This window comes from Yinghuangia aomiensis (genome assembly GCF_039542225.1).
In the GTDB taxonomy this organism is placed as follows: domain Bacteria; phylum Actinomycetota; class Actinomycetes; order Streptomycetales; family Streptomycetaceae; genus Yinghuangia; species Yinghuangia aomiensis.
Genome location: NZ_BAABHS010000042.1, coordinates 36,452 through 49,771 on the forward strand (window position 1 = coordinate 36,452; position 13,320 = coordinate 49,771).

The 13,320-nt window shown below is 69.0% G+C and carries 7 protein-coding genes; all 7 read right to left on the reverse strand.

Going from position 1 to position 13,320, the window contains the following annotated elements:
- Nucleotides 1–29: 29 nt before the first annotated feature.
- The 7 genes from ABEA93_RS36215 to ABEA93_RS36245 all read right to left on the reverse strand — a co-directional run bounded on the left by ABEA93_RS36215 (nucleotide 30) and on the right by ABEA93_RS36245 (nucleotide 13,317).
- Complete coding sequence (locus ABEA93_RS36215) at nucleotides 30–926, reverse strand: SMP-30/gluconolactonase/LRE family protein (protein ID WP_345680192.1); 897 nt, start codon at nucleotides 924–926, stop codon at nucleotides 30–32.
- Entirely contained in the window at nucleotides 923–3,775 is a 2,853-nt protein-coding gene (locus ABEA93_RS36220) for an FAD-binding and (Fe-S)-binding domain-containing protein (RefSeq protein ID WP_345680193.1), read from the reverse strand. The genes ABEA93_RS36215 and ABEA93_RS36220 overlap by 4 nt, the downstream gene beginning before the upstream one ends.
- The gene (locus ABEA93_RS36225; RefSeq protein ID WP_345680194.1) at nucleotides 3,762–5,480 is read right to left on the reverse strand and encodes an IlvD/Edd family dehydratase; all 1,719 of its coding nucleotides are present in this window, start codon (nucleotides 5,478–5,480) and stop codon (nucleotides 3,762–3,764) included. The genes ABEA93_RS36220 and ABEA93_RS36225 overlap by 14 nt, the downstream gene beginning before the upstream one ends.
- Nucleotides 5,481–6,649: 1,169 nt before the next feature.
- On the reverse strand, nucleotides 6,650–7,792 hold the full coding sequence (locus ABEA93_RS36230; protein ID WP_345680195.1) for an MFS transporter: 1,143 nt from the start codon (nucleotides 7,790–7,792) through the stop codon (nucleotides 6,650–6,652).
- A gap of 133 nt (nucleotides 7,793–7,925) precedes the next feature.
- The gene (locus tag ABEA93_RS36235) at nucleotides 7,926–8,909 is read right to left on the reverse strand and encodes an LLM class flavin-dependent oxidoreductase (protein ID WP_345680196.1); all 984 of its coding nucleotides are present in this window, start codon (nucleotides 8,907–8,909) and stop codon (nucleotides 7,926–7,928) included.
- A 176-nt stretch (nucleotides 8,910–9,085) separates the two neighbouring features.
- Complete coding sequence (locus tag ABEA93_RS36240) at nucleotides 9,086–10,255, reverse strand: ABC transporter substrate-binding protein (RefSeq protein WP_345680197.1); 1,170 nt, start codon at nucleotides 10,253–10,255, stop codon at nucleotides 9,086–9,088.
- A gap of 224 nt (nucleotides 10,256–10,479) precedes the next feature.
- The gene (locus ABEA93_RS36245; RefSeq protein ID WP_345680198.1) at nucleotides 10,480–13,317 is read right to left on the reverse strand and encodes an ABC transporter permease subunit; all 2,838 of its coding nucleotides are present in this window, start codon (nucleotides 13,315–13,317) and stop codon (nucleotides 10,480–10,482) included.
- Nucleotides 13,318–13,320 lie beyond the last annotated feature (3 nt).

Here is a 13,320-nt window from a genome sequence, read left to right on the forward strand (position 1 = left end):
TCGGACGGTGTTGTGTGGGGCGGGGTCGGTCAGACGGTCGGTGGCCGCCAGGGGGTGGCCGACAGGCCGGGGACCTCGATGCGAGCGGTGAACAGGCGGCCGGAGTCCGGATATCGGCGAAGTGCCCGCACCGGCAGTTCGTTGCGTGCGGTCGTGATCACGAGGGTCCGCAGGTCGTCCCCGGCGAAGGTGACGGCTGAGGTGTGCGGGGCATTGACGTGTACGACACCTGTGAGACGGCCGTCGGGAGTGAAGCGCCGTACTTGGCCTGCTCCCCAGACGGCCACCCACAGGTGGTCGTCTGCGTCGACAGCGATGCCGTCGGGCAGCTCACCGGCAAGTGTGATGTGGTCCGTACGCGGCCCGACCACCTCGGAGGCCGGATCCCAGGCGCGGGAGTGGACGACACCATCGAGGGTGTCGACGCTGTACATGCAGGTGCCGTCGGCGGACCACGCGATGCCGTTGGACAGGGTCAGATCCTCATCGAGGACACGGACTGTCCCGTCGTGGTCGACGACGACGAGGCATTCGCCACTGCCCGGCCCGTGCAATGAGAGAGAGCCGACGACGAACCGTCCACCCGGGTCGACGGCGCCGTCGTTGAGTCGGCGCGTCGAGCCGTCCGGCAGGATTCGCGTTCCGAGAACGCGAGTTCCGTCGGGTCGGATTCGTGTGAGTTGCTCCTTCGCCGCGACGACGAGCTCGCCATCTGCGGTGAAAGCGACGGATCCGGCGAATGTACCGACCGCGAACTCCTCTGCCGGTTGGATGGCCGAGCCGTCGAGCTTGCCGGCATGGACTCGTCCCGCGACGATGTCGACCCACAGGAGGCGTCGGCGTTTCGCGTCCCAGACCGGGCCTTCGGCGAGCGCGTAGGTGGTCCAGGTCGCCGGTCTCGCGATCCACTGCCTGAGGGCATTCATTGACCGGCCTCCGATGCGGCGGCCCTGACCCCCGAGGCGAGTACCTCGAGGACGTGCCGGTAGGGGTGGCCGGTGGCGCGGGTCATGCCGATCTCGCAGGTGCGGTTTGCCGAGACGAACTCGTCGGCCTCGGGAAGACGTTGCGCCTGGCGTCGGGTGGCGGATGCGGTGAGTTCGGGGTGAAGCATGCCCCGGTCGCCGGCAAAGCCGCAGCAGCCCCAATCGTCGGGGACGTGCACCGTGTCCGCCGCCGCGGCGGCGACACGCAGCAGAGCGCCGGTGATGCCTAGGCGGGTGGTCGCGCACGTGGCGTGCACCACGATGTCCGGGACTTTCGATACCGGCGGGAGCTCGGGTAGGAGCACGCGATCGACGAAGTCGACGGCGTCGATGATGGTGAGCGGCGTTCCCTGGGCGGAGAGTTCCAAGGCGAGGAGCCCTTCGGTGCACGAGGAAGCGTCGCAGACCACGGGGAGACGCCCGCCGGTGGTCGCCTCCATCAGCAGGTGTTCGACGCGTACACGCATCTCGCGGTACCCGTCGCTCAGACCTTTGGACTTCCATGGGGTTCCGCAGCATGTTGACCCGGTACGCGGTGGGACGGCGACCTTGAGACCGGCACTTTCGCACAGGGACAGAAAGGCTGACCGGACGCCATTACCGCCCCGCGCGGGGGCGAACATTGCAGAGACACACGAGGGGAAGTAGACGACGTCGGCATCATGCGGCGCGGGGGCTGCCATCGGGCCGCCGCCGCGCGGCAGGTCCGGTGTCCACAGCGGAACCGCGTCGGCGCCGAGCAGGGCGCGGGCGGCCCTGGTGGCTGCCGAAGCGACCCCGTCCGGGAGCGCCGCGGCAACCTTGAGCGCTGCACTCATGGTGCGGGTGGTGCCGCCCCAGTGCTTGGCGGCGAACGTCCACGTCGCGCGCTCGGCGGTCGTACGCCGGTCCGTTCGCAGTCGCCGGACGAGGTCGCCGGTGTTGATGAGCACCGGGCAGGCCGTCTCGCACATGCCGTCGACGGCGCAGGTGTCGATGGCGTCGTAGGCGTAGTCGTCCTCCAGCGCCCGGGCCAGGGCGTGGTCGCCGCCGATGTGGGCGCGTTCGATCTCGCGACGCAGGACGATCCGCTGGCGGGGGGTGGTGGTCAGGTCCTTCGAGGGGCAGCCAGGTTCGCAGTACCCGCACTCGACACACTGGTCGACCTCGGCCTCGACGGGAGGCGTCGACTTCAGGTTCCGCACATGCGCACGGGAGTCCTCGGCGATCAGCACACCGGGGTTCAGGATGCCGTCCGGATCGGCAAGGCGTTTGATCTCGCGCATGACGGCGTGGAGTTCGTCCCCGTACTGGCGGGCGAGATAGGGGGCCATCATGCGGCCGGTGCCGTGCTCGGCCTTGAGGGTGCCGCCCTGAGCGAGCACCAGGTCGACCATGTCCTCGGTGAAGGCGAGGTAGCGGTCGAGGTTGGCGGAGTCGTCGAAGCGCTCGGTGAGCATGAAGTGGATGTTGCCGTCCTTGGCGTGCCCGAAGATCGCACAATCCTGGTATGCGTGCGCGACGAACAGGCCCGTGAGAGCCCGGCAGGTCGGAAGGAGGCGGTCCGGCGGCACCGCGATGTCCTCCAGCAGCGCGGTGGTTCCGCGGGGCCGGTCGCCGGCGACGAGGGCGTAGAGGCCCTTGCGGACATGCCACAACTGTCCGCGTGCGGACGCGTCACGGGTCAGCTCGACCGGCGACACGAGGGGAAACTTGGACCACAGATGGGTTGAGCCGTCTTCGCGCGCGTCGAGCCCGATGTCGTCGAACTCCTGGAACTCCACGAGCAGCGCCGCGTGGTCGGCAACAGTGAGGGCTCGGAGGCTTGACGGGGCCTCGGGGTCGCGTTGCGCGACGCGCAGGCTGGTGGCGTCCATCAGCTCGATAGCGGCGAAGCCCGCGTCGATGAGTTCGGGCAGCGCGGCGGTGGCGGCTTCGAGGCCGTCGAACAGGAGTAGGCCGGTGGCGAAGTGCGTGGGTAGTGGCACCGTGCGGAAGGTCGCCTCGGCGACGAAGGCCAGAGTGCCTTCGCTGCCGATGACCAGGCGCAGCAGGATGTCCACGGCGCTGTCGTGGTCGACGAACGAGTTGAGGCCGTAACCCATGGTGTTCTTGATCGCGTAGAGCCGCGCGATGCGGTCCATGGAGTCCGGATCGGCACGCACGCGGTCTCGCAGGAGCGTCAGTCCGGCGTGCAGTTCCGGTTGGAGTCTGGCGAGTTCGTCGTCGGCATCGGGGCGGGCGGTATCGATGACGTTGCCGCTCGCGAGGACCAGGACGGCGGATTCGAGGGTGCGGTAGGTGTTGTGGGTCGTCCCGCACGTCATGCCGCTGGAATTGTTGGCGACGACGCCGCCGATCGTGCAGGCAATTTCACTGGCCGGGTCTGGGCCGAGCTTGCGGTGGTGACGGGCCAGACGGGCGTTGACTCCGCGGACCGTCGCTCCCGGCTGTACCCGGGCCCGGAGCCCGTCGTCGAGGATGTCAACGCGGCGGAAGTGCCGGCGGGTGTCGACGAGCAGGTGCTCAGTGCCTGCCTGGCCGCTCAGGCTGGTCCCTCCGGAACGGAAGGCGAGCGGCATCGCGTGGGAGGTGGCGAAGCGGGCGAGCCTGCTCATGTCGGCCGTGTCGCTTGGGCGCACGATCGCCTGTGGGGTCAGCAGGTAGTGAGAGGCGTCGTGCGCGTGTGCGAGCCGGTCGCTCGGACGCGCGGCAACCGTGCCCACACGGGCGATCTCCAACGCCGCGACGAGGTCCTGGTCGATGGGAGCAAGCAAGGTCGCGGGTGCGTCGGTGTCAGTGGGATTCACGGCTGACCTCCGATCCGGACGCGCCGACGAGGAAGTCCAGGTCGGCACCGGTGTCGGCCTGCATCACGTGGTCGACGTACAGGCGTTCCCAGCCGCGTCGGGGGGTTGCGTAGGCGGACACTGCGGCCTCGGCGGGTGTACGCGCGGCCAGTTCGGCGGCGTCGACCTCGAGCGTGAGGGTCCGTCCGGGGACGTCCAGGTGGATCAGGTCGCCGTCGCGGACCAAGGCGAGCGGGCCGCCCGCGGCGGCTTCGGGGGCGACGTGTAGGACGACCGTGCCGTACGCGGTTCCACTCATCCGGCCGTCGCATACCCGGACCATGTCGCGCACTCCCTGTTCGAGGAGTTTGCGGGGAAGGGGCATGTTGGCGACCTCGGGCATGCCGGGGTACCCCTTGGGTCCGCAGCCGCGCAAGACCAGCACGGAGTCGGCGTCGACCCGCAGGTCCGGGTCGTCGATACGGGCGTGCAGGTCCTCGATGCTGTCGAACACCACCGCTCGGCCGCGGTGGGTCATGAGTGCCGGGGTCGCGGCGGCGGGCTTGATGATCGCGCCGCCGGGAGCCAGGTTCCCGCGCAGTATGGCGATTCCGGCATCGTGGCGCAGCGGCGCTTGGCGGGTGCGGATGACCTCGTGGTCCCAGATGGGAGCCTCGTCCAAGCCGTCCACCAGCCGCTTGCCGTTGACGGTGATCGCGGTCGTGTCGAGCAGGTCGCGGACCTCGCGCAGCACCGCACGCAGGCCACCCGCGCGGTGGAAGTCGTCCATGAGGAACCTGCCTGACGGCAACAGGTCCACAAGCAGCGGAACTTCCGCGCCGATCCGGTCGAAGTCGTCCAGGTTCAAGCCCACGCCGAGGCGGCCGGCGAGTGCGAGCAGGTGCACGACGGCGTTGGTGGATCCGCCGGTCGCCGCGAGCGTCACGATCGCGTTGCGGAAGGACGCGGCGGTGATCACGGTGGCGGGGGTGCGCTGCTCGTGGACGAGTTCGACGGCGAGTTTCCCGGTGGTGTGGGCGCCTTCGAGCAGCCGACTGTCAGGCGCAGGGGTCCCGGCCAGCCCGGGCACGACCATGCCGAGGGCTTCGGCGAGCAGGCCCATCGTCGAGGCGGTGCCCATGGTGTTGCAGTGGCCGCGGCTTCGGATCATCGACGATTCCGAGCCGGTGAACTCCTGCTCGGTCATGGTTCCCGCGCGAACCTCCTCACTGAGCCGCCATACGTCGGTGCCGCACCCGAGAGGCCGTCCGCGGAAGCTGCCGGTGAGCATTGGGCCGCCGGGCACGACCACGGCGGGGAGGCCGACCGACGCCGCGGCCATGAGCAGCGCCGGAATGGTCTTGTCGCATCCGCCGAGAAGCACGACTCCGTCGATGGGATTGGCGCGCAGCATTTCCTCGATCGCCATCGCGGCCATGTTGCGCCACAGCATGGCGGTGGGGCGGACCTGCGTCTCGCCGAGGGAGATGACCGGGAGGTTCAGCGGGATGCCGCCGGCCTCGTGGACTCCGTCGCGTACCGACCGGGCCACCTCGTCCAGATGGGCGTTGCACGGGGTCAGGTCCGACGCGGTGTTGGCGATCGCGATGTGCGGCCTGCCGGAGAAGGCGTCCCGGGGGAGTCCCCGACGCATCCAGGCGCGGTGAATGTAGGCGTTGCGGTCGGAACCCGCGTACCACTGGGCGCTCCGGAGCCGAGACGGCATCGTGTTCTTCCTTCTCGTCGGGATCGTCCCGCCGCGCGGGGACGTCGGGGGAACGTTAACTCAATGCAACATATGCTGCATAGAAGATCTTGTCAGGCCGCTCCGGTGACGTCGGCCACAGGGAGCGAGTGGGTACGCCGCAGTCCGAACGCGCGACCGTGTACTTGGACGCAGCGACGGCCGACGGCTGTTCCCCGGGGGCCGCGCCTGGTCGAGCATCCGATCGCCAACGCGGGGGAGGCCTGGGGTGCGGGTTGGTCAGCGGCCCGTCGATGTTGCGGGGAACCCGTGTGGCGCTGAGCCTCCGAGGCGCTTCGTGAAGGCGTGCGCGGCGGCGAGCATGCGGTCGCCGATCCGCCCGCCCGCCGGCCGGGTCCAATTCCGCCAAGACGGACGCGCTGACGTTGAGGGCCGCGTGCCCGGCGCCGGTGAACGGGAGCGGACGTCACCACCACCGGATACGTGTGGGACGCGCGGAGGTCCTCGTCGAGGAGTTCGGTGACGGCTGGGTGGCGGACCGAGAGAGAGTCGAGTTCGGAGCGGAGGGCGCGCAGGCGCCGGAAGGCGGGAGCGGTGCTTTCCACGGTGTAGCCGCGACGCCGGACCGTAGCCAGGACCTCCCGGAATCGGCGGCGGCGCTCGGGGTGCCTTTCAGGGCGCGGGTGAGCCCAGCTCTCAACCGCGGCTTCCGTTCCCCGGGCGACCAGGCCCGGGCCGCAGGGCGGGGCGAAGGGGATGCGTTGTCCGATGCGCACGGCGTCGTGGTTCCCGCCGGCGGGGACGCGGCTACCGACGACGATGTGGCCGCCGCTGGGGTAGCTGATGGTGGCGGACATTCCGAGATCCCGTACGAGCGCCGTGAGCTCCCGTTCGGCGGCGGAAGCGGCGGGAACGCTGAACCCGGCTGCGCGGCCGAGTGCGATCAGGCCGGTCCGGCGGCCAAGGTCGTCTTGGCGGGATCGCGCACGATCCATCGGTCGCGTACTGTCCGCGGGACAGGGCCGATGCCCGTCGACCCTGGGACGCCGTGGCCACCACTACTGTCTGGAATGCCGCCCGGCGCAGTGCATGCGGGGACCGAATAGTTCATCTGCAGTGACAGATGTATGGACGACCGCAAACAACGTCTCGGAGGTCGTCGAATTGTCGGATCGTCATCGGGGGGTGCGTCACCCGGCAAATGTGACGACGGCAAGGAACGGCCCGAGCGCGGCACCCAGTTGGTAGGAGAGGTGCAGCAATCCCAAGGCCTGGGCCCCCAGAGGCGGGGGCGCTCGGTGGGACACGAGGACGCCGAGCGTGGAGAGCCCACCAAACGCCGCCGCCGCGCCGAGCGCGGCGGCGGGCACGAGCACGGGGCTCCACGGAACCAGCAGCGACGTCGCCGGTGCCACCAGGCCGCACCCGACGAGTACGGTGATCACCGGTCGCCGCCCCATCCGCGCTGAGGCGGCTGTCAAGCCCAGGGACGCGGCTGCGCCGGTGAGAAGAGCGGACATCTGCGTGATGCCGATTGTGGTGGCCGTCCAGTCGGTCGTGTCGCGCAACCGCAGAGGCAGTGCGTACAGAAGCCCGAAGTGCGCGGTCGCCAGGGCTGCCGCAGCGCTGGTCGCGCCCAGATAGATCCGGTCACGCAGCAGGTCCCGGGGCACGAATCCGCTCGGTCGTCGACGCACATGCCAGGCGAGAACGACCGCGGCGGCGGCGCCCAGTCCGATACCAAGGCGCGGATACCGCGGTGCGAGGACCAGCGCGGACACACCGATCGCGACAAGTGTCGCGCCGCGGGCGTCGAAGCGGTCCGCGCCGACCGCCACGTCGGGCATGCGGCGCAGATGCCACATAACCATGGGGACGCCAGCCAGCGCGATTCCCGATGCGGAGAGCGCGAGCTGCCAGGAGACGGCTGCGCTGAGCAGCGACGCGGTTAGTGGGCCGATCCCGCCCCAGAACGCGAAGCCCGCGGTGATGACCCCCATGCGGCGTACCGTCCCGGCCAGGTTCATCGCCACCGCGGCGAGCGCCGTACTGCCGAGCGCCTGCATCGCCCGTCCGGCCAGTAGGAGCGGCAGGTTCGGCGCACACGCCACCGTGAACACGCCGAGCACAGCCAAAATCGTGCCTGCTCCCAATACGCGCGGCAGCCCGTGACGGCGTATCAGGGCCGCCATCAGCGGGTTGCCTATGGCCGTGGCCATGGCAAAGCTGACGACCACCCAGGTCGCCGCAGTCGTCGACACCGCCAATGAACTCGCGATGTCGGGCAGGATCAGAGCGGGTGCGGTGGCGCTCGCTGCCGCAGGAGTGGCCATCAACGCCAGCCACGGAACCGGTGTACGCGGAGCCGACGGCGCCGAGTCGGCGATGCGGCGGGTCTCGGAACCTCGCCCGCCCGTCCGCGCTGTGACCCGGCTCCGCGCCGCCAGACGGCCGCGCCGCCGCATGTCAGTCAAGGGCGGGGAGAACCTCCGACTCGAACAAGCGGAGGCTCTCCCAGGCCAGCTCCGGCGGAATGCCGCCCATGAGCGGGTGGAACAGCCCGAACGCTGCCGTTCCCGCGGCGTTGAGCTCGGCAGCGAACTGCTGCGGAGTGATTACGCGGTACTGGCCGGTCCTGCGGAGGGCGTCCGCGTTCTCGGCGACCGAGAATCCACCGATGCCCTCAGTGCCGGCCGCCGCCATGTTGGCGCCATATGCGTTGGACTCGTGCATGGCGTAGGGGGCGATGCGCTCCCAGTCCCGGTCGGGATCCTTGGACAGGTGGAGGAACTCGGTGCCGACGCCGAAGTAGGGGCCCGGGTCTTCTTTGCCGAGGGTGACCATCTCGTCCCGGTAGAAGTCCCATACACCGGCGCTGGAGGGCATGAAGCCGTCGGCGATGCGGGCGGCGCGGCGTGCCGCGGCCTCGACGCTGCCGCCGAGGATGATCGGTGGGCCGCCGGGCTGGAAGGGCTTCGGGGTCACGCGCACGGTACGTCCCCGGTATTCGAACGGTTCGCCTGTCCACGCCGCGCGCAGGGTATGCACGGTCTCGGTGGTGAGCCGTGCCCGGTCCTTCATCGAGACGCCGAACATGTCGAACTCGGACTGGACGTAGCCGTTGGCGAGGACGACGCCGACCCTCCCCTGACTGATCAGGTCGACGACGGCGATTTCCTCGGCCAAGTGCAAGGCGTCGTGCAGCGGTGCGGGAACCGCCGCGATGTTGATCATCATGTTCCTGGACCGGGTGGTGATGGCGGCGGCCAGCGGGAGCGGGGCAGGGAGGTAGCCGTCCTCACTGCCGTGGTGCTCCGAGAGTGTGACCGCCATGAATCCGAGTCGGTCCGCCCACTCGACCATGTCCAAGGCGGCGGCGAAGCGTTCCCCCATCGTGGTGCCGGCGAAATCGGGATTGCGGAAGTCGAACCTCAACGCGAAGACGGCCATGTTGTCTGCTCGTTTCCTGGTCGGCGACAGGAATGTCACCTGTCGCGGTGGTGGGCGCCTGTCCAGTGCGGGTGGCGGGTGAAGGGGCTGGGTATTGTGGCGCGCGGCCGACCGGCTGTTCAGTGCGTCGGCAGGGCCTCGCGATCAAGCCCGGCCGGCAGCGGGCGCGGTGTCGGTCAGGATTTCGGCAGGACGAAGGTACGCAGCGCCGGGTCGAAGACGAAGAACTGCTGCGGGACAGCCCCGTTCGGGGTGTCGCGGGTGTACGTCGCGGGCGCGGTGTACGTCGGCAGGTCGAACGTGCCGAGGGTGAACCCGGCGTTCTGGAAGGTCTCGTAGTTCAGATCACGACCGGCCTTCTCCGCGATGGCCTTGAACAAGGCGAGGTTGCGGCATGCGGTCCGGGGGGAGTCGTCCGGTGCAGGCTTGTCCGCCGGGACCGAATCCGGGTCGACGAGCTTGTCCTTGATGGTCGGAATGGCCGCGGAGACCGTGGCCACGCATTCCTGCGTCCCGGGGTCGTTCCAGGGGATGTCGAAGCCGACGGCGGCGGCACCGTTGAACATCGCGAGGTCGTGTTGACCGGGGCTCCGCAGGAACGTTGCCGCGGCCAGGGGCTCGGTCAACATCAGCCGGGGCCGGAACTTGCTCTTCTCCAGCGCGGGCAGCAGCACCCCGCTCACGTATCCGACACTGAGGACCGTGTCGACGTTGGAGGACTGGAACTTCTGGATGAACACGCCCATCTGCTGGGCAACGGCCGCGGCGTCTTGCGCGGGGGCGTCCAGCACACCGGTTTCCACGGGTGTGATGCCGAGCGCCTGGAGGGCGGGGATGACGTGGTCCTTCATCTGGGCCTGGTCGGCCACGTTCGACATGACCGCGACGCGCTTCCCCGCCAATTGGCCGTTGGCTGCGAGTAGCCCCACACCCTTGTCGAGTTCGTCGCCGCCTTGCAGCTCGCTGAACCACGGGGCCTGGGCTAGGGCGTAGGTCTTCTTGGGCAGGGGACCGCCGATCAGCGCTGTCTCGTGGGTCTGCACGTAGCAGAGCGGCTGATCGGTGTTGAAAGCGCCCAGCACCGCGAAGACGTCCTCGTCTTCGGTCAGTTTCACGCAGGTCTCCTGCGCGGATGCCGGGCTGATCATGTTGAGCTTGCCGTAGACGGGGACGATCTTGCGGCCGTTGATGCCGCCGCTGTCGTTGATCTTCTTGATGAGCGCGTTGTAGATGTCCTCGGTGGGCAGAGGGTCGATCTTGACGTACGCCTTGATGGCCTCGTAGTCCGGGTAGGCGATGCCGATCTTGATGGTGGTGTCCGTGACGCCCGGCGCGATGCGCGGCATCGGCGCGCCAGAGGCGGCCTGGCCGGCGTCGTCCTTGGATTCAGCGGTGCAGGCGGTGACAACGAGGGCGGCTGCCGTTGCGATGAGCGCAGCGGCCCGACGTCTGGTTCGAGGCAGTGACATTGGCTGGTGGTCCCTTTCGGTCGTTGCGGGCGTGCGGGGCGCGTGTGACGGCAGGGGTGACACACGCTTCGTGGGTCACACCGCAGGTGCAGGGCGGTACGTCATGCGGTCGAGGGCGTGCCGGCTGCCACGTCGCCAACGGATCCGCTGCGTTCGATGGCGCGTTCGTCGGTGCCGAGGTAACTGGCGACGACCTTGGGGTCGTTGCGGACCTCGGACGGCTGTCCGGCGGCGATGACGCGGCCGGTTTCCAGACAGTAGACGCGGTCGCTGATGCCCATGATCAGCGGCATGTCGTGCTCGATGACCAGCATCGAGGCGCCCAGCTCGCGGCGGATTTCCTGGATGAGTGGTCCGAATGCCTCGGTCTCGCGCTGGGCGACCCCGGCGGTGGGTTCGTCCAGACACAGCACGCGGGCGTCGAGGGCCAGCAGGCCCGCGAGTTCGACAATGCGGCGGGTGCCGGTGGACAGGTCGGCGACGAACGCATCGGCGTACCGGCCCAGCCCGAGGAAGTCGATCAGGTCGTCGGCATCCGAGCGCTTGGCACGTTCACGCGCGAAGCCGTGCGGTAGATGAAGGGCCGTCGACAGCAGTCCGGTGCGCCCGCGGGCCTCCAGCGCGAGCTGCACGGTCTCGCGGACGGTCAGCTCGGGGAAGAGCGTGGCGGCCTGAAAGGTTCGTCCCAGCCCGAGCTTTGCGCGAAGGGCGGGGCCGACGCGGGAGACGTCGCGGCCGAGGAGTTCACATCGCCCGGTGGCAGACACGAATCCGCCGATGGCGTTCATCAGGGTCGATTTGCCGGCGCCGTTTGTCCCGATGAGGCCGACGATCTCGTCCGGGCGCACCTCGAGGGACATCCCGTCGACGGCGGTCTTGCCACCGAAACGGACGCGTACGTTCGACACGCTGAGCACGACGGCGTCGCCAGACAGAGCGACCCGTGCCGTGCGGGTCACGGAGGCGGGCACGGCCGTCGTCGACTTCTCGGGCGGAGGGCCCAGCCGCCTGTCGGCCCAGCCCAGCAGCGCGTCTCTTGCGGCATACGCGATCTGCACGAGGCCGCCCGGGAAGTACAACAACAAAATCAGCAGACCCAGGCTCGAAGTCAGCAGCGGCACCAGGTCGTTGTCGGGGAAGATCGCCGGCAGGCCGATGACCCACAGCGAGCCGAGTATCGGGCCCGACACTGAGCCGAGGCCGCCGATCACCACGATGGAGACCAGAGCCAGCGAGTCGGGGCTGAGGAAGTACTTGTCCGCGTAGGGCACGGTTTGCACGGCTCCGGCGAGCAGCGCTCCACCGAGGCCGGCGATGCCGCCTGCGAGCGCGAACGAGCGCAGCTTCACGCCTGTGGCACCCACCGTGTAGGCAGCGGCGCTCGCAGGATTGTCGCGCACGCCGATGGTCGTTCGGCCGATCCCGGACTTGCGTAGCCGGGCGACGACCACCATGACCACGGCCAGCACGGTCAACACCAGGTAGTAGTAGGCGCGTTGGCTGGTGACGTCGATGCCGAACACCGTGCTGCGGGGGAATGACGCGGTTCCCGCTCCGGTGTCGTGGAAGAAGTCGCGCCGATACAGGTACTGCTCGCACGCCACAGCAAACGCGAACGTGCTCACGGCCAGCAGCAGCCCGCGCACCCGCAGAGCGCCCGCTCCGACCACCGCAGCCAGCGCGGCGGTGACCAACGAGGCGACCAAGACTGACGCGGGGAACGTCAGGCCGCGGAAGGTGAGCACGGAGTCACCGACCTCCAGCCGCAGGCCGCGGCTGAGCGTGGCGGCGGTCAGGGCGCCGAGACCGGCGAATGCCATCTGCCCGAGGGACAGTTGCCCGGCCCAGCCGGTGAGCACGGTGACCGAGGCTGCACAGATGGCATAGGCAAGGATGACGGTGTAGAGCAGGTGGCGCGACGGCTGGGTGACCACGAGGGGGATCACGACGGCGACCAGACCCAGGAGTAGCAGTCCGGCTCGCTCCATGTGGCGTACCCACCACACCCTGCGCAAGCGTTCGGGTACGGGCCTGACCTTCGGTGCGAAGGAGAACGACGATGCCGTGGTGTCGCGTCCGCGGCTGACGAAGAAGACCGCCGTCAGCACGATGGCCAGAATCACCAGGTCCGTCAGCCCGGGCTGGTCGAGCCAGTTGAACTGGACGAAAGCCTGGAGCAGCCCCAGTCCCACGCCCGCGAGCAATGCGATGCGGAAGGACGTCATACGGGCGATCACCGCTGCGGCGAGGGCGCGCAGCAGCGTCGTGGGTCCGAGTGTGGTGACTTGGGTCAGGGACTTGTTCTGTGCGGAGATCAGGATCAGGCAGGTGGTGCCGAGAAGTCCGGCGACGGCCCACACCGCGGTTGAGACGGCCTTGGGGCTGATGCTTTGCAGGCGCGCCAGTTCCGGGTTGTCGGCCGAAGCTTTGACGGTTCGCCCCAACACCGTGCGTCCGAGGAACCATCCGAGGGCGAGTGCCACCAGCGGAACGGCGATGAGGATGCTCATCTGGGCGCTGGTGATGCTCAGGTTCTTGGTCGGGGACCATTCCGCGGTCCACGGCACCGGGTAGTTGCGGGAGTCGTCGACTTCCGGGTAGGACTCCACGATGGCCAGGGCCAACTGGGCGACGCCGATGGTGGCGACCAGGACAATGACGCGGGGTGCGGCGAACAGCCGGCGAACGACCACGAGGTCCACGATCACCCCGAAGAGAGCCCCGGCGGCCAGCGAGACGACGAGTGCGATCCAGTAGGGCACGTGGTAGCGCACGACGAGCAACGCGAACAGCACCGAGCCGACCAGGCCCATGTTGGCGACCGCGAAGTTGATCACCTGGGTGGAGCGGTGCACGAGCACGATGCCCATGGCGAGGAGGCCGATGACCAGGCCGGTGACCGCGCCGTCGAAAAGCAGTTGGATGGTGGGCATATCCATCGC